Origin of the sequence: Magnetospirillum sp. ME-1 (assembly GCF_002105535.1) — a bacterium.
In the GTDB taxonomy this organism is placed as follows: Bacteria; Pseudomonadota; Alphaproteobacteria; order Rhodospirillales; family Magnetospirillaceae; genus Phaeospirillum.
In genome coordinates this window covers 743,686-763,551 of sequence record NZ_CP015848.1, presented here as the reverse complement: position 1 = coordinate 763,551, position 19,866 = coordinate 743,686, and the positions used below count along the sequence as shown (strand labels likewise).

The following is a 19,866-nucleotide window of genomic DNA, read 5'->3' as shown; positions in this document are numbered from 1 at the left end:
CTTTAGATCATGGCCCGTTCGATTTCGCCGCCGGCGGGGGGCGGCACATCGACGCCTTCGTCGGAATACTGCTTGAGCTTGTTCCGGAGGGTGCGAATGGAGATGCCCAGGATGTTGGCCGCGTGGGTGCGGTTGCCCAGGCAATGGGACAGGGTGTCGATGATCAGGTCGCGTTCGACCTCGGCCACCGTCTTGCCCACCAGATTGGCGCCCCTGGCGCCCATCACCGAGGCGGCGGCGTTGGCGGCCTGGGCGACCATGGGGTCGGAATTGGTGCCCACCGGGTTGCCCGACAGGATGATGGCCTCGGGCCCGATCTCGGCGCCGCTGGCCAGCAGCACGGCGCGGTGCATGGTGTTTTCCAGCTCGCGCACATTGCCGCGCCAGTGGTGGCGCGACAGCAGCTGGCGGACCTCGGCGGAAATGGGCCGCGCCGGCAGGCCGTTGGCCTCGGTGTAGCGCTTGGCGAAGTGGTCGGCCAGGATACCGATGTCCAGCGGGCGCTCGCGCAGCGCGGGCAGGGCCAGGGTCACCACGTTGAGGCGATAATAGAGGTCTTCGCGGAAGGTGCCCTTCTTGACCTCGTCCTCCATGTTGCGGTTGGAGGTGGCCAGGATGCGCACGTCCACCTTGACCGGCTGGTTGCCGCCCACCCGGTCGATTTCACGCTCCTGGATGGCGCGCAGCAGCTTGGATTGCAGGCGCACGTCCATCTCGGAGATTTCGTCGAGCAGCAGCGTGCCGCCCTGGGCTTCCTCGAACTTGCCGATGCGCCGCGCCACGGCGCCGGTAAAGGCACCCTTCTCGTGGCCGAACAGCTCGGATTCCAGCAGGTTCTCGGGGATGGCGGCGCAGTTGACGGCGACGAAGCGCTTGTCGGACCGCTTGGACTTGTTGTGGATGAACCGGGCGATCAGCTCCTTGCCGGTGCCGGATTCGCCGGTGATCATGATGGAGGCGTCGGAATTGGCCACCTGCTCGGCCAGCTTCAAGGTCTGGCCCATGCGGGGGTCCTTGAAGACGATGTTGTGGCTTTCCTGGGTGACGGCGGCGATGACGGCGGCGATCAGCTCGGCGTCGGGGGGCAGCGGGATGTATTCCTTGGCGCCGGCCTTGATGGCGCGCACCGCGGCCGAGGCGTCGGAGGCGATGCCGCAGGCCACCACCGGAACGATGATGCGTTCGGCTTCCAGCGAATCGATCAGGCCCTTGATGTCGCGCTTGACGTCGATCATCACCAGATCGGCGCCCTGGGTGCGCAGCACCTCGAGGCCGGCGGGAACGTCCTCGGCCTGGCGGACCTTGGCGCCGCGGGCCATGGCGATCTGGCTGGCGGCGCCGATCTGGCCGTCGAGCGTGCCGATGATCAGAAGTCGCATGTCGTCCCTCTCCCGCTAGAGCGCTTTTAGGCCCGGTCGGTCTTGATGATTTCGGTCATGGTCACGCCCAGGCGGTCTTCCACCACGACCACCTCGCCGCGCGCCACCAGGCGGTTGTTGACGTAGATGTCGATGGCCTCGCCCACCTTGCGGTCCAGTTCCACCACCGCGCCGCGTCCCAGCTTCAACAGCTGGTTGACCTGCATGGTGGCCTTGCCCAGCACCGCCGAGACCTGCACCGGGATGTCGTAGACGGCTTCCAGGTCGCGGGCCGATCGCGGCATGTCCGGAACATCGCCGCGTCCTACCTGATCTTCGCCTTCCGGCTTGAAGTCGTTGAGTTCGAAATCGGGCATGATGACCTCCAGTTACTCTTCCGGGCGATTTTCGGGCGGCGCCAGGGCCCGGTTCACCGCCGCTTCGATGTCGGCGATCAGGCGGGCCTGATCCCGCTCGGCACCGCCGTCCGTCCATTCCACCCGGCAATCGCCGATGGCCACCCGGGGGTCGGCCTGGACCACCACGCGGCCCTCGAAGCCGTGTTCGATGGCGGTCTGCTCCAGGCGTTCGCGCATGGGATCGACCAGTGCGGAATCCACCCGGACGATGATGCGCGGCTCGTCGAGCACATGGCCCAGGCATTCGTGGACGGTCCGCACGATCTCCTCGAAGGCGTTCTGCTCGCAGGCGGCGGGCAGCACCTTTTTCAGCACCGCCATGGCCACGCGGGCGGCCACCCGCTGGTTGGTGTCGTTGGCGTCGGCCTGGGCGTTGTCCAGCATGGCCAGCGCGTTGGACACCCGCTCCAGCGAGGCGGCCAGCAGGGCCTGCTGGGTCTCGTTGGCCTCGGCCATGCCGTTGCGGTGGCCCTCCTCGTAGGCGGCCTCGCGCACCACCTGGAGGTCCTCCTCGGTGAAGGTAGGCGGCGGCGGCGGCTCGGGCTCGGCCTCGGTCTGATAGGCATCCTCGGCCGGTTCGGCCGCCTTGGGCCGGTTGGCCGGCGGCGGACCGAAATCCAGGTCGAACATGTATTTCTGGTATGCCATGGATTAGTACACCAGCTCGTCTTCCTCGCGGCCTTCGGAGATGACGATCTGTCCCGATGCCGCCAGTTCCTTGGCCATGACCACGATGGCCGCCTGGGCCTGATCCACGTCGCGCAAGCGCACCGGACCCAGCGCCTCCATGTCTTCACGCAGCATCTTGCCGGCGCGTTCGGACATGTTCTTGAAGAACAGCTCCTTGACGGCGTCGGCGCCGCCCTTGAGCGCGATGGCCAGCTTGTCCTTTTCCACCGAGCGCAGCAGCACCTGGATACCGGCGGCGTCGATGCGGGTGAGGTCGTCGAAGGTGAACATCAGCGCCTTGATCTTCTCGGCGCTTTCGCGGTTGCGCTCTTCCAGGGCCGACATGAACCGGTTTTCGGTGTTGCGGTCCAGGTTGTTGAAGATGTCGGCCATCAGTTCGTGGGCGTCGCGGCGCTGGGTGCGGGCGAGGTTGGTCATGAACTCGGTCCTCAGGGTCTTTTCCACGCCGTCGAGCACTTCCTTCTGCACCGCCTCCATGCGCAGCATGCGCATGATGACTTCCATGGCGAAGTTCTCGGGCAGGATGGCCAGCACGCGCGACGCGTGGTCGGGCTTGATCTTGGCCAGCACCACGGCGACGGTCTGGGGGTATTCGTTCTTCAGGTAGTTGGCCAGCACCTGCTCGGACACGTTGCCCAGCTTGTCCCACATGGTACGGCCGGCGGGACCGCGGATTTCCTCCATGATGGAGTTGACGCGATCCTTGGGCAGGCTCTTCATCAGCAGGCGTTCGGTGGTGTCGAACGAGCCGGTCAGCGAGCCGGTGGACGACAGCGCGTCGGCGAATTCCACGAACACGCGCTCCACCAGATTGGACGACACGGTGCCCAAGGACGCCATGATCTGGGACAGTTCCTTGATCTCGTCGTCGCCCAGCATGCCGAACAGCTTGGACGAGTGCTCCTCGTTCAAGGACAGCATGAACATGGCGGCCTTCTGGGGGCCGGTGAGGCTGCGGTAGTCTTCCTTGACGCGCGCCATCTAAAGACCTCCTCAGCTTTCCTGGTAGAGCCAGTTGCGGATGATGGACAGGGCCTCTTCCGGGTGCTTGTCGACGATCTCGCCGATCTTGCGGATCGAGGACGCCTTGACGCGGCCTTCCACCTTGTCGATGTCGATGAGCTCGTCGGCGATGACCTCTTCCTCGCCGCCCAAGGGCGCCGGCATGGCGGCCGCGCCGGGGCCGGTGAGCTGCGGCATGGCGCCGCCCTCGGCGGTCAGCAGGCGGCGGCCGTCGGGGCCCACCTGGCCCTGCATGGACTCGATGGCGCGGCTGATGAGCGGGCGCAGCACCAGGAGCAGGAACAGGATGGCGACCACGGACAGGCCCAGGTTCGACGCCACCTTCTCGACGAAGTCGCGGCGCATGCCGAAGATGAACTCGCCGGGTTCCTCGGCCTGGAGCAGTTCCTCGCCCTTGTAGAAGGGCATGGAGGCGACCTTGACCTGATCGTCGCGGTCCTTGGTGTAGCCGATGGCGGATTTGACCAGCGCCTCGATCTGCGACAGCTCTTCCGCCGTGCGGTCGCGGTACGAGGTCTGCTTGCCGTCGGCCGATTGCTCGCGCACGCCGTCGACGATGACGGCGGCGGAAACCTTTCTGATCTCGCCGATCTCGCGCACCGTGCTCTTGGTCTTGCGCGAGATCTCGTAGTTCACGGTTTCCTGGTTCTTGTTGATCTTGGTGGACGTGCGGATGTTGCCCGAGGACGAGGCGTTGGGATCGGGCAGGTTCTGCTGCACGGTGACCGGGGTGGGCTCGGCGTCCTGGCTCTGCTCGCCCTCGTTGACGGTGACCTGGGAGCGGACCACCTTGGTCTCGGGATCGAAGGTTTCCTCGGTGGTGGTGGCATGGCTCATGTCCATGTCCACCGTGACCTCGGCGCGCACGCGGCCCGGACCCAGCGAGCGCTCCAGCAGGTCCTCGATGGTCTTGACCAGCTTGGCCTCGGTCTTGACCTTCATTTCCTCGGCGCTTTGGGCCTGATATTCCTTGGAATTCTCGAAGCCCTTGGCCAGCAGGGTGCCCTTGTCGTCGACGATGGAGATGCGCGACGGCTTCATCTTAGGCACGGCGGCCGCGATCAGGTGCTGGATGGCGCTGACCTGGCCCTTGTCCAGGCGCTGGGCGCCGTTCATCTTGATGATCACCGAGGCCGACGGTTCCTGGGTATCGCGCGAGAAGGCCTCGCGCTTGGGCAGCACCAGGTGGACGCGGGCGGCCTTGACCTTGTCGATGGAGCGGATGGTCTTGGACAGCTCGCCTTCCAGGGCGCGGACCATGGTGATGTTCTGCTGGAAGCTGGTGGAGCCCAGGGCGTCCTGCTTGTCGAACAGCTCGTAGCCGGCCATGCGGCCGCCGGCGGGCAGCGCCTGTTCGGCCATGCGCACGCGCAGGTCCAGCTTGCGGTCCTTGGGCACCCAGACCTCTGTGCCGTCCTTGCGGAGTTCGTAGGGGACCTTGTCGGCGGTCAGCTTCTCGATGATCGCCTTGGAATCGCCCAGGTCGAGATCGCCGTAAAGCAGCTCCATCTGCGGCGCGGCGACGCGGCTCATCAGATAGATGAAGAAGCCCAGGATGCTGACACCGACGCCAGCGATGGCGGCCAGCCGCATGGGCCCCAGGCCGCGCAGCATCTGCAGGAATGCGTTCACGTCGTCTCCATCGGATGCACGCGCACGCCGCCGGCCGGCAGGCGCGTCCAGAGGACAGACTAAGGTCTTGCCGCTGAAGAGATGGTTAACGCCCGGCAATTTTTGCCGGGTGGGGTTTTTGTGTAGTCGGGGAGGCGCGAAACACTAAACCGGCGGCCTTCTGGCCGCCGGTTGGGTGTTAGGAAGCAGGTTCAGGGATTGGACGGTTAACGTTTGATCTGCACCAGCTCGTCCAGCATCTGGTCGGCAGTGGTGATGATCTTGGCCGCCGCCGAGTAGGCGCGCTGGGTCACGATCATGGTGGTGAACTCGGCGCCGATATCCACGGTCGAGGCTTCCAGCGAGGCCGACTGCACCGAGCCGGCGCCCGCGTTGTTGGCCTGGCGCAGGGTGTAGGTGCCCGACGTGTTGGTCTCGATCCAGGAATTGCCGGTCAGCGATTCCAGGCCGTTGGGGTTGGTGAAGGTGGCCACCGGGATCTGGAACACCGGGCGGCGGACACCGTTGTCGAACAGGGCGGTGACCACGCCATCGGTGCCCACGGACACGCCGGAGAAGTTGCCGAACTTGGCGCCGTTCTGGCTGAGATAGGCCAGCTGGTAGGTGCCGCCCAGCTGGGTCATGCCGTCGGCCTGCGAGGTGTTGCCCACGAACCAGCTGATGCGCTGGTCGGCGCCGGTGCCGTTGGGCACCAGGGTCATGCTTTGCGCGCCGTTGGCCCAGTTCACCGCCATCTTGCCGACGTTGATCTGCTTCGGCGTGCCGTCGCCGTTGAAGGTGATGGCCGGGTTGGTGGCGGTGATGGTGTTCAGGTAGAAGAGGCCGTCCACGGTATCGACCGAAGGAATGGCCGAGCTCCAGTTGCGGGTCTGCGACTGGGCGACGGAGGTTCCCATGCCCGACAAGTTGAACTTGGCGGTGGGGCCGCCGGACTGCTGGACGATTTCCACGGTAGAGCCATTGGCCCGGAAAAGCGGCAGCGTGCTGCCCAGGGCCACGACGGTCTTGCCGGCAGCGATGCCCGCGTTCGTGTTTTCGTCCCAGTTCTTCGGATTGCGCAGGGCCTGGGCCACCAAGGTGGCGACGTCCGCGCCCGAGGTGTAGTTGACGTTGTTGAGGTTGATGACGACTTCCCGGCCCGCCGCCGGTGCTTTCGTGCCGGTGGTGTCGAAATAGACGTTCAGATCGTAGCCGTTGATGGTGATGGAGAAGCTCTTGGCATTCAGCGACTGAACGTCGGAGAACGACGAGGCGGAGAAGTCGATTCTGGCCTGGCTGGCATAGACGAGAGACGGATTGGATTGATCCAGGATGTCCATGGATGCGGCACCCGACGGCGGGGTGACGCCACGCTGGTCCAGATAGGGGGCGGTGGAGGTGACGATGTAGTCGGCAGGGGTCAGAAACAGCTTGGGGGCGTCGGTTGCGGGGGTGCCGGTGACCTTGTAATAGCCGGTATTCGCCGTGCCGCTGAGGGTGTTGCTGACCTTGATGTAGTCGCCCGCCGAGAAGAGGCTGGCCGAGTACGAGGCATCGCCCGTGAAGTCGAGGTTCGGACCCGCGGCCGTGAAGGACCCGGTGTAGTTCTTCGTGGCTCCCCCGACTTCGATCGTAATCGAGGTGGATGCGGTGTCCGTGATGGTCGGGCTGGTGGTCAAGGCGGTCTTGACGTACCAATCGCCATTGTTGGTGCTGGCGGTGCCCGATGCTCCCGAAACGTTGAGGATGGTGCCGACGGGCAGCACGTTACTGCTGGCGAGCGTGCCCGTGGGCATGGCGATGGCCCCGGTGCTGGCGAAATAGCCAAGCGCCGTACCCGAGGCAAGCAACGTGGAGACGCCGTTCGAGGTGTTGCCGGCGGCGTCGCCATAGAGCTTGAGAGTTGCGGTCGAGTTCTGCTTGACGTCGGTCAGCGTGGTGGACACCGAGTAGAAGTTGCTCTTGGTTTCCACGTCCCACTGGTTCGAATTGGTCTTCGTCCAGTTGACGTTGAAATTGTGGGTGTCGCCGAGCGAGTCGTAGATCAGCACGCTGGTCTGGTGATAGCCGGACGACGAGGTGCTGGCCGGGTTGTAGATGGTGTCGCCCGACGGCAGGTTGGCGCCCATCTTGATCTGAGTGGTCTGGTCGGCGGTGCCGCCGATGGTCTTCAGATTGAGGGACTTCACTTCCTGCGGGTTGATGATGTTCTGGTTGACGTAGTGGAAGGTGCCGTCGGCCTGCTTGTAGGCCTTCATATAGGTGTTGCCGTCCACGGTCAGTTCGGTCGGCTTGGCCAGAACGTTGTTGTTGGTGGGCTGCAGCGGCCAGCCCTGGACATAGAAGCCCGACACGTTCTGCAGATAGCCTTCCTTGTCCACCTTGAACGACCCGGCGCGGGTATAGGCGAACATGCCGTTGCCCGAGGTGGCGGGATCGGGGTCGGTGTTGACCACGAACATGCCTTGGCCCGACAGGGCCAGGTCGGTGGAGTTGGACGTGGCCTGCAGAAGGCCCTGGTTGTCGATGGCCGCGCGGGGCTTTGACTGCACGCCGCCCGGCGAATAGGTGGTCAGGGAGACCTGCTTGGTCACCAGGGTCTGGAAGTTGACCTTGGCACCCTTGTAGCCGGTGGTGTTCACGTTGGTGATGTTGTCCGAGATGGCTCCCATGGCGCTGGACTGAGAAGCCAGACCGGAGACACCCGAGAACAATGCGCCGTACAAGCTCATGATATCCTCCTGATCCTAAATTCTTACTGGCTGCTCGAGCCGGTGTTGTTCGTTGCGGCCTTCAGCGCATTAAGCTGCGCCAGTGCGGCCTGGTATTGGGCGTTCGCGGCATTCAACTGGGCGGTGTTGATGCTGCTGGTGTTGTCCTTGACGCTGACCACCTTATCCATGGAGAGCGAGATGTCGTTGCCCTTGGTCCCGGCGGCCATCACCAGGGTGGTGCCGCTGGTGGCGTCGTTGGTGACCTTGGTGACCCGCCCGAAGGTGGTGCTGGTGGTGGTGATGCTCGATCCGTCGGCGGCGGTGGCCGTCACCGTGATGGAATAGCGGCCGTCATCCAACTGGGTACCCGACGAGTTCTTGCCGTCCCAGTCGAGGCTGTGGGCCCCGGCCTTGGTCTCGCCGTTGATGGTCTTGACCACCGCGCCCGACGAATCCCGGATGGCGATCTTCACGTCGCGGGCTTCCTTGGGAAGCGTATAGGTCAGCGACGCGGCGCCGTCCTGCAGCGGCAGATCGGTGCCCGACATCTCGACCGTCTGGCCGAGATAGTTGATGCCCTGGCTGGTCTGCGAGGTCTGCTGCAGCTTGATCAGCTTTTCCAGGTTGGAATTGGCGTTGATCTGCTGCTCGACGCTGGAGAACTGGACCAGCTGGTTGGTGAACTGGGTCGAGTCCATGGGCGACAGCGGATCCTGATGCTTCAGCTGAGTGGTCAGCATGGTCAGGAAGGTGTTGAAGTTGCTGCCCAGGGTCGCCTTGCCCGCGGCCGAGCCGGTGGCGGCGGAAGCGGCATTGGCGGCGGTGGCTGATGTGTCGATGGTGGTCATCGGACTGGCTCCTACACCGAGATATCGACGCCGGAGCGTCCGCCCAGGGTGCGGCCGCGGGCGGCCTGGGCCGCGCCGGCGCCGGCCAGCTGGGCATCGTCGCCGCCGGCGGCCTGGCGGTTGCGGCCACGGCGGGAGCGGGTGTTGTTGTTGCCGCGATCGGCGTTCTGCTGCTGCTCGCCGCCCTTCAGGCTGAAGCTGGTGGCGGTGCTGTCGGGCTTGAGCCCGGCGTCTTCCAGGGCCTTTTCCAGCCCCTTGGCATCCTTTTGCAGCATGGCGAGGGTTTCGGGCTTGTCGGCGGTGACGGTGGCCGAGACACGGCCATCGCTGCTGACCTCCAGCTTGATCTCGATCTTGCCCAGCTCATGGGGCTTCAACTGGATTTTGATGGTGTCGGCGCCGTCCTTGACCTGCTTGTCGATCTGGACGGAGACCTGCTCCATCACCTGGGCCTGCAATTGGGTGCGCGGCGTCCGCGCCGCGGACTGGGCGGCCTGGCCGGCCGACGCCTTGTCGGCGGCCTGGGTCGAGCCCACCCCGGCGAGGCCGGCGACGGTGCGCTGTTCGGGGGCGGCATCCTCGGCGGTGGAGGCTTCGACCTGGGCGGCCAGGATGGCGGCGAAGGGGCGGGTCTCGGCCTCGGTCGCCGTGGCGGCGCCCGTGTCCTGGGTCGGCGTGGGATCGGCCTGGACGACGGCGGCGGCGGCGTCCTGGTTGGAGGCGAAGCCCTGGCCGGTCTGCTGGTCCTGGCCGTTGCCCTGGGCACCCGCCGTCTGGGCGGCGAGGTCGAGCAGCGAGAAGGTCTCGACCACCGTGGCGGCCGCCTGGGTGACGGGGGTGGAATCGGCGGTCTTGGTCTGAACCTTGATGTCCATGTGGACGTTGGAGCCGGCCAGCAAGGCGGCCAGATCACGGGCCTGCTGATCGGCCAGATCCTCCATCTGACCGGTGGTGGTGGCCTCGGCGGCGGCCTTGTGCTGGCCCACCTTGGAGATCATCTGGTTGACCAGTTCGGTGGCGGCGTCGAGCGCGTCTTCCATGTCGCCGTCCTCGACGTCGTTGACCAGACGGTTCTGCAGATCGGTGATGCGCTGGCGGTCGTCGGCGGACAGACCGGCCAGGGGGCTTTTCTCGGCCTTGCCGTCCTCGGTGCCGGCCAACTGGGCCTTCACGTTCTGGGCCAGGGCGTTGAGGTCCAGGGTGGGGGCGTCGTCGGAGGTGTCCACCTGTACGACCTGGACGGTCTCGGTGATGGTCACGTCGATGGCGACGACGACCTGTTCATCGTCCTTGGCCTTGGCCTCGGCGGGAGCCTGGATGGTGTCGTCGTCCTGGGCCGAGGCGTCCTCGCCGGAGGCGTCGGTGTCGGCGGTCTGGACGGAGGCGGTGTCGCCGTCATTCTTGACCGGAGCCGGGGCCGAAGCGGGTTGGGCGTCGTCGCTCTTGCGGGCATTGGCCGCAGTGTTGCCGGTGGCACGGGACGGCTTGTCGGCCTTGACGGCGGGACGGGCGTCCTTGGCGTCGGGCTGGGCGTCCTGGCGGGCGTCCTTGGCGTCCACCTTCACTTCCATGTGCAGGCGGGTGATGTGTTCGGACAGGACCTTGTCGCCCGAAGTCAGGCCGCCCAGCTTGCCGTTGACGCCGGCGAAGCGCTGGGTGGTCTGCTGCAACACCGAAAGGAAGGCGTCTTCCGCCGACATGCCGGCCTGCTGCTTGTCCTGGGAGACCGCAGTCATGTTGGCTTCGGGTACTGCACGCTTGTCGATGGTTTGCACGGTCATGGTCTTGTCCCCGCGAAATGGGCTTGCGAACGGTCTGTCGCGTCCATTCCTCAGCAAGCGGCGGGCCAAGTTGTGCCAACTCGGTTAATGCATTGAAAATATTGAAATTTATTTTTTCGGGGGAGCCCCCGGGGAAGGAGAAGGGCGGGGCCGGACGGAAAAAACTGCCGGGTGCGGGGAAAAGCCTGCCGGTTCAGTAGATGTCGCGGTCCCGTTCATCGTCCTTGGCCAGACTCATGATTCCCACCCCCATGGCCACCGAGCCGAAGGTGACGAACAGCCCGCCGAACAGCAGGAGAAGAACCGGGACGGGATTGGGGGATTCCATGGCCATGGTGCGGATATGGCCGAGATCGGTGGCCAGCACCAGGCCGCCGAAGGTCGCCCCGGCGGCGAGGCCGTAGCACAGATGCTGGGCCAGGAATTGCAGGGGTTCGCGTTCCTTCTGCGTCATGGCCTCACCCCTCGGCGATGGCGGCGCCCAGTTCGGTGGCCAGGGCGCGGGTCTGGACCATGACGCTGTCCAGCATGTGGGCGTCGACGCCGCGCGCCACGATGGTGACCAGGGAGCGGCCCTCGGTGAAGGAGGGATAGGAGCCCACCTCCACCTCGGGATGGCGGTCCTGGATGCGGGTCAGTCCTTCGGCCAGATCGCCTTCCCGCACGGACAAGGTGATCGAGCGCGACATCTGGGGCGGCCCTTCGGCCAGCGTGCCGCGTATTCCCTCGAACATGGCCCGCAGGATCGACGGCACCCCGGCCATCACGAAGACGTTGCCCATGCGGAAGCCGGGGGCCTGGCTGATGGGGTTGTCGATCAGCGCGGCGCCTTCGGGGATTTCCGCCATCTTCAGGCGGGCGGCGTTGAGTTCGCCTTCGCCGTAGCGGCTTTGCAGGCGGCGGACGGCTTCGGGGTTGCGCTCCAGGGCCACGCCAAAGGCCTTGGCCACCGCAGCCGAGGTGATGTCGTCGTGGGTGGGGCCGATGCCGCCCGAGGTGAAGACGTAGGTGTACGCGGACCGAAGCGCGTCCAGGGCGGCGACGATGGCCGCCTGGTCGTCCCTGACGATGCGCACTTCGGCAAGCCGGATGCCGCGCTCCGCCAGTTCCTTGCCCAGAAAGGCGACGTTGGAATCCTGGGTACGTCCCGACAGGATCTCGTTGCCGATCACCAGGATCGCCGCATTGGCCATGACCGCACTCCCGTATCAGGGAATGGTATTATACCCACTCCCGCAGGATGGCGACCAGAGGGATGTCGGCGGGCGGCATGGGCAGGTCGCCCAAGCGGGCGGCGCGCACCCAGCGCAGTTCCTGTCCCTCGCGGGCGGCGGGATTGCCCTTCCACACCCGCACCAGATAGAGCGGCATCAGCAGGTGGAAGGTGTCGTAGTCATGGGAGGCGAAGGCGACGGGCGCCAGGCAGCTTTCCCGTACGTCGATGCCCAGTTCCTCCTCCAGCTCGCGCACCAGGGCGCTTTCCGGGGTTTCGCCCTCATGGATCTTGCCGCCGGGGAACTCCCACAGGCCGGCCATGGCCTTGCCGGCGGGACGCGACGCCATCAGCACGCGGCCGTCGCCGTCCACCAGGGCGGCGGCCACCACCAGCAGGGTGGGGCGCAAGCTGCGGGCCATTTCCCATTCGGCCTTGCGCAGATGGAAGACGGGGGCGACCACGCTTTCGCCCCGGGCCGGCATGGGGCAGGTGTCCACGTGGTGGAAGGTGAGCCCCACCTTTTCCAGCACCCGCTTCGAGGCGGCGTTGTCGGGATGGAAATGGGCCCAGACCCGCTCGAAGCCCAGGGTGTCGAACAGGTGGCGGATCAGGCGGTGGGCGGCCTCGGTGGCATAGCCCTGGCCCCAGAAATCCTTGCCGATCCAATAGCCCAGTTCGGGCGTGCCGTCCCGCTCCAGCCCGAAGCCCATGATGCCGACCAGTACGCCATCGGTGGTGCGTTCGAGCGCCAGGGCCGCGCCCCTGCCCTCGATGCGGCGGACTTCCTGGTTGGCGACGAAGGCCTTGGCGTCATCCAGGCCGTAGGGATGGGGAATGGCGGCGGTCAGCCGCACCACGTCCCAGTCGCCCAGCAGCGCCACCAGGGCGTCCAGGTCCCTGTCGGCCACCGGGCGCATGCGCAGCCGGGCGGTGAGCAGCGGGTGTCCCGCCCAGACCGTGCCGGGTTCCCGGCAACCGCGTTCCGCCATGACTCCCTCTTTCGTTGCCTCAGGTGCGATAGGACCCGTTGATATCGATATACGCATGGGTCAGGTCGCAAGTATAGACCGTCGCCTTCCCCTTGCCCACGCCCACGTCCACCTCGATGACGATATCCTGGCCCTTGAAGTGGGCAGTGACGGGCGCTTCGTCATAGCCGTGGGCCATCTCGCCCTTGTCGGCCACCACCACGCCGCCCATGCGGATGGACAGACGGTCGCGGCTGGCTTTCTCGCCCGACTTGCCCACCGCCATCACCACCCGGCCCCAATTGGCGTCCTCGCCGGCGATGGCGGTCTTGACCAGGGGGGAATTGGCGATGGCCATGCCGATGGTCCTGGCCGCCCGCTTGCCCGCCGCGCCGGTCACGTGGATGGTGACGAACTTGGTGGCGCCCTCGCCGTCCTTGACCACCTGCAGCGCCAGGTCGAGCAGCAGGTCGAACAGCTTGGCCTTGAAATCGGCCAGACGCTTGTCCTTGGAATCCTTGATCGGCTTGTTGCCGGCCTTTCCGGTGGCGAACAGCATCAGGGTGTCGCTGGTCGAGGTGTCGGAATCCACCGTGATGGCATTGAACGACTTGTCCACGCCCCTGGAGAGCAGGTCCTGCAGCACCTCGGCCGGCAGGTTGGCGTCGGTGAAGACGTAGGACAGCATGGTGGCCATGTCGGGGGCGATCATGCCGGCGCCCTTGGCGATGCCGTTGATGACCACCTTGGTGCCGTCGATCATGGCGGTGCGGGTGGCGCCCTTGGGATAGGTGTCGGTGGTCATGATGGCCTGGGCGGCTTCCAGCCAGTTGCCGGGCTGCAGCTTGGCCCGCACGTCGGCCAGCGCCGCGGTGATCTTCTCGTCGGGCAGGCGCACGCCGATGGTGCCGGTGGACGCGATGTAGACCTCGGAGTCCTTGCAGCCCACCAGGGCGGCGGTGGAGTCCACCGTGCGCCTGACCGAGGCGACGCCCACCGAGCCGGTGAAGGCGTTGGCGTTGCCGGAATTGACCACCAGGGCGCGGGCCGAGCCCTTGGCCACGGCGGCGCGGCACCATTCCACCGGGGCCGAGGCGGTGAGCGAGCGGGTGAAGACGCCGGCGGCGGCGGTGCCCTTGTCCATCTCGACCATCAGGAGGTCGGTGCGCCCGGCATAGCGCACGCCGCAGGCGTGGCTGGCCAGCCGGACGCCTTTGATGACGGGCATGTCGGGAAAGCTCTTGGGCGCAAGCGGGGAGATGGCGGTGCTCATGGCGGGGCGTTTTCCGTATTCGCGAAGGTAAAAGGCCCGGCCGCTTTTAACTGGCCGGGCCCGTTGGAGGCTTTTACTTCTTGGCCGCTTCCAGCGGCGAGCCATCGGGCTTGAACCGCTTGATCTTGGCCTTTTCGCGCAGCTCGACGACCATCTTTTCCTGGATGTCCTCGGCGATCTGCCGGGCGATCACGGGCTTGGCCTGGTCGAAGGGCGGGATCGTGGCCATGCGCTTGTCCTCGACCTTGATGACGTGATAGCCGAACTGACTCTTCACCGGGGTCTTGGAGACCTCGCCGGGGCGCATGGCGAAGGCGGCGGCGGAGAATTCCGGCACCATGGCGTCCTTGACGAAATAGCCGAGGTCGCCGCCCATCTGGCCCGACCCCTTGTCGGAGGAGCGGCTCTTGGCCAGCTCGCCGAAGTCCGTGCCGCGGCTCAGGTCGGCGATGATCGAGCGCGCACCTTCCTCGGTTTCCACCAGGATGTGGCGGGCGCGCACTTCTTCCTGCGGCTGGAAGTTCTTCACGGCCATGTCGTAGCGGGCCTTGATGGCCTCGTCGGTGACGGCGCCACGCACCTTCTTCTGCATCAGGGCCTGGGCCATCAGCTGGGTCTCGACCCGCTTCAGCGCCGCCTTGACGTCGGGGTCGGAATCCATCTTTTCCTTCTTGGCCAGCTCATAGACCAGCTGGTTGTTGATGGCGACCTCGAGCACCGCCTCGTAGGGGGCCTGGGGGCCCATCTGACGGCCGTATTCGGCCAGCTGCGACATCTTGATGTCGGAGCCGTTGACGTTGGCGACAACGGTGTCGGCGGCGAACGCCGGGCTGGCGGCCAGCCCGGCCGCCAGGGACAGGGCGAGCATGGGGCGGCGCGCGAACAGCATCTTCATGAGCGATCTTTCCTTCTCGTCGGTGGTCTGGGCGCCGGAAGGGCGTCCACGGCCGAGACATCAGTGCCAGCGGTTGAACCATAACCGGGCGGGCGGCACAAGTGCCCGATTTGTATCACCCTGGAATGCGGCAAAGTCATGGCCGGAATTCGCCCCCACCCAGCACTGGATTCGGAACGCACTCTGTGCAATATGGTTCCCCGACTCCGCAGGCCTGGGCGCGCCGTTTTCCCGCGCGCGCCGGCGCCACCCCATCCAAGCCCCCGGCCAGGGCCGCCTGCGAGACGAAAGTGTCGGACCAAGTGGAGGATATTATGACTGTTCGCGTTGGCATCAACGGCTTCGGCCGCATCGGTCGCATGGTGTTCCGCGCCGTGGCGAAGGAATTCCCCGAGATCGAGATCGTCGGCATCAACGACCTCCTCGAGCCCGACTACCTCGCCTACATGCTGAAGTATGATTCGGTGCATGGCCGCTTTGCCGGCGACATCTCGGTCGAAGGCTCGAACCTGATCGTCAACGGCAAGAAGGTTCGCCTCACCGCCGTCAAGGACCCGGCCGAGCTGAAGTGGAACGAGGTCAACGCCGATATCGTCATCGAGTCCACCGGCCTGTTCCTGGACGCCGCCAACGCCGAGAAGCACATCAAGGCCGGCGCCAAGAAGGTGCTGATGAGCGCTCCCTCCAAGGACGACACCCCCATGTTCGTCTACGGCGTGAACCACGAGAAGTATGCCGGCGAGAAGATCGTCTCGGCCGCGTCGTGCACCACCAACTGCCTGGCCCCCGTCGCCAAGGTGCTGAACGACAACTGGGGCATCAAGCGCGGCCTGATGACCACCGTGCACGCCGCCACCGCCACCCAGAAGACCGTCGACGGCCCGTCGTCGAAGGATTGGCGCGGCGGCCGCGGCATCCTGGAAAACATCATCCCGTCGTCCACCGGCGCCGCCAAGGCGGTGGGCAAGGTGCTGCCCGAGCTGAACAAGAAGCTGACCGGCATGGCCTTCCGCGTTCCCACCTCGGATGTCTCGGTGGTCGACCTCACCGTCGAGCTGAACAAGGACGCGTCCTACGAGGACATCTGCAAGGCCATGAAGGCGGCGTCCGAAGGCGCGCTCAAGGGCGTGCTGGGCTACACCGAGGACAAGGTGGTCGCCACCGACTTCGTCGGCTGCAACATGCCGTCCATCTTCGACGCCGACGCCGGCATCGCGCTGGACAGCACCTTCGTCAAGGTCGTCACCTGGTACGACAACGAGTACGGCTACACCTGCAACATGCTGCGCTTCCTGAAGCACATCGCCAAGTAAGCCGCATCGCACGGAACCGGGCGGAAGGGTCTCCCTTCCGCCCGAATTTCTTCCAGACATAAGGAGCTTCCATGTTCCGGACCATCGACAAGCTGGACGTCCAGGGCAAGCGGGTGCTGGTGCGCGCCGACCTCAACGTCCCGGCCAAGGACGGCAAGGTTACCGACACCACCCGTATCGACCGCTCGGCCGCCACGCTGATCCAGCTGGCGGACAAGGGCGCCAAGGTCATCGTGCTCACCCATTTCGGCCGCCCCAAGGGGCGCGAGGACAAGTACTCGCAGAAGCTGCTGGTCGAGCCGCTGGCGCGTGCGGTGGGCAAGAAGGTGGCCTGGGCCGACGACTGCATCGGGCCGGAGGTGGAAAAGCTGATCGCCTCCATGAAGGACGGCGACATCGCGCTCCTGGAAAACGTCCGCTTCCATCCCGAGGAAGAGAAGAACGACCCCGCCTTCGCCAAGGCGCTGGCCGCCCTGGGCGACGCCTATGTCAACGACGCCTTCTCCACCGCGCACCGGGCGCATGCCTCCACCGAAGGTCTGGCGCACCTGCTGCCGGCCGCCGCCGGCCGCCTGATGCAGGCCGAGTTGGAGGCCCTGGGGCGTGCGCTTGAAGTCCCGGAAAAGCCGGTGGCCGCCATCGTCGGCGGCGCCAAGGTCTCCACCAAGCTGGACCTGCTGGGCAATCTGGTGGCCAAGGTGGACTACCTGATCATCGGCGGCGGCATGGCCAACACCTTCCTGTTCGCCCAAGGCAAGGCGGTGGGCAAGTCCCTGTGCGAGAAGGATCTGGCCGATACCGCGCGCGAGATCCTCAAGAAGGCCGAGGCGGCCAAGTGCCGCATCGTGCTGCCCACCGACGCGGTGGTGGCCGGCGAGTTCGCCGAGAACGCCGCCAATGCCGTGGTCTCCGTCGATGCCGTGCCCGAGGACAAGATGATCCTCGACGCCGGCCCGGCTTCCGCCCAGGCGGTGGTCAAGCTGCTGGAAGGCTGCAAGACCCTGGTGTGGAACGGCCCGCTGGGCGCCTTCGAGATCGCTCCCTTCGACAAGGCCACCAACGCCGTGGCCCAGGCGGCGGCGGCTCTCACCGCCAAGGGCAAGCTGCTCACCGTGGGCGGCGGCGGCGACACCGTCTCGGCCCTGGCCAAGGCGGGGGTGGAGGAGAAGTTCTCCTACATCTCGACTGCCGGCGGCGCCTTCCTGGAATGGCTGGAAGGCAAGGAGCTGCCCGGCGTGGCGGCGCTGCACGTCCAGCCCGACCAGGTGCGCGGCACCGGCTGCGGCTGCGGCGCCGGCGGCGTCGGCGGTTGCGGCTGAGATTGAAGTCCGCCAATCTTCATCGTCACCCCCGGGCTTGACCCGGGGGTCCATGGATGGCCGGGTCAAGCCCGGCCATGACGATTTTCGGAAGGTAATTCATGACCGTCCATTTCATCGGTGCCGGCCCCGGTGCTCCCGACCTGATCACGGTGCGGGGGCTGAACCTGATCCGCCGCTGTCCGGTGGTGCTCTACGCCGGCTCGCTGGTGCCGCCCGAGATCGTCGCCGAGGCCATGCCCTCGGCCCAGGTGGTCGACACCGCGCCGCTCAATCTGGACGAGATCATCGCCGAGATGGAGGCTGCCCACGCCAGGGGACACGACGTGGCCCGCGTCCATTCGGGCGATCCGTCCATCTACGGCGCCATCGCCGAGCAGATGCGCCGCCTGGACCAGCTTGGCATTCCCTATGACGTGACGCCGGGCGTGCCCGCCTTCGCGGCGGCCGCGGCCGCGCTGTCCACCGAGCTGACCCTGCCCGACATCAGCCAGACGGTGATCCTGACCCGCACCTCGGTGCGCTCGTCGGCCATGCCCAACAACGAGGACCTGGCGACGCTGGGCAAAAGCGGCGCGACGCTGGCCATTCACCTTTCGGTGAGCAACCTGGCCCATGTGGTCAAGGAGCTGTCGCCCCTTTACGGCGAGGATTGCCCGGTGGTGGTGGCCTTCCGGGTGGGCTGGCCGGACCAGAGCTTCATCCGGGGAACCCTGTCCGACATCCGCGAATCGGTGAAGGCGGCGGGGCTGACCCGCACCGCGCTGATCCTGGTGGGCCGGGTGCTGGGGGGCGCCGAGTTCACGGATTCGCGCCTTTACGCCGAGGACCATACCCACGTGCTTCGCCCGGCCAAGGGGTGAGACTCGGACCGAACAACGTCCTATAGTACGGGCCACCATGCTCGACCTGCCTTTCGACCTTCCCGTTTTCGAACCCGGTTCCGTCTGGCTGGCGGGCGCCGGTCCCGGCGACCCCGGCCTGCTGACCCTGCTGGCGCTGCATGCGCTGCGCAGCGCCGACGTAGTCGTCCACGACGCCCTGGTCGATGCCCGCATTCTGGCGCTCATTCCCGCCGGTGTGGCGGCCGAGTCCATGGGCAAGCGCGGCGGCGAGGCTTCGGCGCGGCAGGCCGACATCACCGCACGGCTGATCGATCTGGCCCGGGCGGGCAAGAAGGTGTTGCGTCTCAAGGGCGGCGATCCCTTCGTCTTCGGGCGCGGGCCGGAAGAGGCCCTGGCCCTGGTGGCGGCGGGCGTTCCTTTCCGCATGGTGCCGGGCATCACGGCGGGCATCGGCGGGCTGGCCTATGCCGGCATTCCGGTCACGTCCAAGGACACCAACTCGGCGGTGGCCTTCGTCACCGGCCATGGCCCCGACGGCGAGATCCCCGACGAATTCGATTGGAACGCCCTGGCGCGCGGTGCGCCGGTCCTGGTGTTCTACATGGGCCTGAAGCACCTGGACCTTTTGACGGAACGCCTGATGGCGGCGGGCCGCAAGGCGGACGAGGCGGTGGCGGTGGTCTGCAATGCCGCCACGCCGCGCCAGATTGTACTGGAAACCTCCCTGGCCGAAGCGGTCCAGGCGGTGGAGCGGGCAGGCCTCAAGCCTCCGGCGCTTCTGGTGGTCGGCCCGGTGGTGGAACTGCGCCGCCAACTGGACTGGTGGATTCCGTGATCGAACTCCTGACCGATCTGGCCCATGCCGGCATGGGCATCTGCAAGGTCGGCATCGACGGGCGCGAGACTCTGATCCTGGGCCTGTTCGTCACCGGCCTGGTGGGCAGCCTGACCCATTGCGCCGGCATGTGCGGGCCTTTCGTGCTGTCGCAATGCGCGGCAAGGCTGGAAGCCATTCCGCTCGAGCGCATGACCGAGATGCGGCGGCTGGCCGGCGCGGCCTTGGCTCCCTATCATCTGGGCCGCGCCACCACCTATGGCGGGCTGGGCGCCGGGGCGGCGACCTTCGGCGGCATTCTGGGCGGGGCGGGATCGTTCCGGCTGCTGGCGGCCCTGCTGCTGGGCGTGGCGGCCTTGCTGCTTCTGGCCATGGCCTTGCCCGGGATCAAGGCGCTGGCCGGAGGCGGGGGCGAAAGTGCCTGGGCGAGGGCGGTCGGCCGCATGGCCGGGCCGCTGTTCGCGCGCCCCTTCGGGCTGCGCGGCTGGGCGCTGGGGGTCATGCTGGGCTTCATTCCCTGCGGCCTGCTGTATGCCGCCCTGGCGGCGGCGGCGGCGGGCGGCAATCCGGTGGCCGGCGCGTTGGGCATGCTGGCCTTCTGGGCGGGAACGGTGCCCATGCTTGTTGTGGTGGCGGCGGTGGGGCAGGCGGCCCTGTCCCATTGGCGGGCCCCGCTGTTGCGGGCGGCGCCCGCCTTGTTGGTTCTGAACGCGGGGATGCTGGGCTTCATGGCCTGGCAGCTTCTTGCTTCCTGAAGA

At 66.5% G+C, this 19,866-nt stretch carries 18 protein-coding genes and 1 pseudogene; 5 read left to right on the top strand and 14 right to left on the bottom strand.

Annotated features, from left to right (window positions below):
• Positions 1-2 precede the first annotated feature (2 nt).
• From flbD to WV31_RS03410, 14 genes and pseudogenes are all read right to left on the bottom strand, one after another.
• Positions 3-1,379: a sigma-54-dependent transcriptional regulator FlbD gene (gene flbD, locus WV31_RS03470; RefSeq protein WP_085372281.1), complete on the bottom strand. Its 1,377-nt coding sequence runs from the start codon at positions 1,377-1,379 to the stop codon at positions 3-5.
• A gap of 26 nt (positions 1,380-1,405) precedes the next feature.
• Positions 1,406-1,735: a flagellar motor switch protein FliN gene (fliN, locus tag WV31_RS03465; protein ID WP_085372280.1), complete on the bottom strand. Its 330-nt coding sequence runs from the start codon at positions 1,733-1,735 to the stop codon at positions 1,406-1,408.
• A gap of 12 nt (positions 1,736-1,747) precedes the next feature.
• On the bottom strand, positions 1,748-2,425 hold the full coding sequence (locus WV31_RS03460; protein ID WP_085372279.1) for a FliH/SctL family protein: 678 nt from the start codon (positions 2,423-2,425) through the stop codon (positions 1,748-1,750).
• Positions 2,426-2,428: 3 nt separating this feature from the next.
• On the bottom strand, positions 2,429-3,448 hold the full coding sequence (fliG, locus tag WV31_RS03455) for a flagellar motor switch protein FliG (protein WP_068428276.1): 1,020 nt from the start codon (positions 3,446-3,448) through the stop codon (positions 2,429-2,431).
• A gap of 12 nt (positions 3,449-3,460) precedes the next feature.
• A complete protein-coding gene (gene fliF, locus WV31_RS03450; protein WP_085372278.1) occupies positions 3,461-5,122 on the bottom strand; it encodes a flagellar basal-body MS-ring/collar protein FliF in 1,662 nt (553 codons plus the stop codon).
• Positions 5,123-5,328: 206 nt separating this feature from the next.
• Entirely contained in the window at positions 5,329-7,833 is a 2,505-nt protein-coding gene (locus WV31_RS03445; RefSeq protein ID WP_085372277.1) for a flagellar hook-basal body complex protein, read from the bottom strand.
• A 23-nt stretch (positions 7,834-7,856) separates the two neighbouring features.
• On the bottom strand, positions 7,857-8,663 hold the full coding sequence (locus WV31_RS03440) for a flagellar hook assembly protein FlgD (RefSeq protein ID WP_085372276.1): 807 nt from the start codon (positions 8,661-8,663) through the stop codon (positions 7,857-7,859).
• A gap of 11 nt (positions 8,664-8,674) precedes the next feature.
• Positions 8,675-10,444, bottom strand: coding sequence for a flagellar hook-length control protein FliK (locus WV31_RS03435; protein WP_085372275.1), 1,770 nt, complete (start codon positions 10,442-10,444; stop codon positions 8,675-8,677).
• 193 nt (positions 10,445-10,637) lie between these two features.
• Positions 10,638-10,898, bottom strand: a complete 261-nt coding sequence (locus tag WV31_RS03430) for a hypothetical protein (protein ID WP_085372274.1) — start codon at positions 10,896-10,898, stop codon at positions 10,638-10,640.
• A gap of 4 nt (positions 10,899-10,902) precedes the next feature.
• On the bottom strand, positions 10,903-11,637 hold the full coding sequence (locus WV31_RS03425) for a competence/damage-inducible protein A (protein ID WP_085372273.1): 735 nt from the start codon (positions 11,635-11,637) through the stop codon (positions 10,903-10,905).
• A gap of 28 nt (positions 11,638-11,665) precedes the next feature.
• On the bottom strand, positions 11,666-12,079 hold the full coding sequence (gene mutT, locus WV31_RS22810; RefSeq protein ID WP_442915565.1) for an 8-oxo-dGTP diphosphatase MutT: 414 nt from the start codon (positions 12,077-12,079) through the stop codon (positions 11,666-11,668).
• Between the two features lie 102 nt (positions 12,080-12,181).
• Positions 12,182-12,577, bottom strand: a pseudogene (locus WV31_RS22805) (GNAT family N-acetyltransferase); the annotation flags it as partial.
• Between the two features lie 91 nt (positions 12,578-12,668).
• Positions 12,669-13,901 carry a bifunctional glutamate N-acetyltransferase/amino-acid acetyltransferase ArgJ gene (gene argJ, locus WV31_RS03415; protein ID WP_085372271.1) on the bottom strand — a complete coding sequence of 411 codons (1,233 nt, stop codon included), beginning with the start codon at positions 13,899-13,901 and terminating at the stop codon, positions 12,669-12,671.
• A gap of 73 nt (positions 13,902-13,974) precedes the next feature.
• Positions 13,975-14,796 (bottom strand): peptidylprolyl isomerase, encoded by an 822-nt coding sequence (locus tag WV31_RS03410; protein ID WP_085372270.1) that lies wholly within the window; start codon positions 14,794-14,796, stop codon positions 13,975-13,977.
• 314 nt (positions 14,797-15,110) lie between these two features.
• On the opposite strand from WV31_RS03410, the gene gap reads away from it, so the two are divergent.
• The 5 genes from gap to WV31_RS03385 all read left to right on the top strand — a co-directional run bounded on the left by gap (position 15,111) and on the right by WV31_RS03385 (position 19,863).
• Positions 15,111-16,109, top strand: coding sequence for a type I glyceraldehyde-3-phosphate dehydrogenase (gap, locus tag WV31_RS03405; protein ID WP_085372269.1), 999 nt, complete (start codon positions 15,111-15,113; stop codon positions 16,107-16,109).
• Between the two features lie 71 nt (positions 16,110-16,180).
• Positions 16,181-17,428 (top strand): phosphoglycerate kinase, encoded by a 1,248-nt coding sequence (locus WV31_RS03400; protein WP_085372268.1) that lies wholly within the window; start codon positions 16,181-16,183, stop codon positions 17,426-17,428.
• Between the two features lie 101 nt (positions 17,429-17,529).
• A complete protein-coding gene (gene cobM / locus WV31_RS03395; RefSeq protein WP_085372267.1) occupies positions 17,530-18,291 on the top strand; it encodes a precorrin-4 C(11)-methyltransferase in 762 nt (253 codons plus the stop codon).
• 37 nt (positions 18,292-18,328) lie between these two features.
• Positions 18,329-19,108 (top strand): uroporphyrinogen-III C-methyltransferase, encoded by a 780-nt coding sequence (gene cobA / locus WV31_RS03390; protein ID WP_085372266.1) that lies wholly within the window; start codon positions 18,329-18,331, stop codon positions 19,106-19,108.
• Complete coding sequence (locus WV31_RS03385) at positions 19,096-19,863, top strand: sulfite exporter TauE/SafE family protein (protein WP_145980726.1); 768 nt, start codon at positions 19,096-19,098, stop codon at positions 19,861-19,863. Before cobA ends, WV31_RS03385 begins: the two co-directional genes overlap by 13 nt.
• The last annotated feature ends 3 nt before the right edge of the window (positions 19,864-19,866 follow it).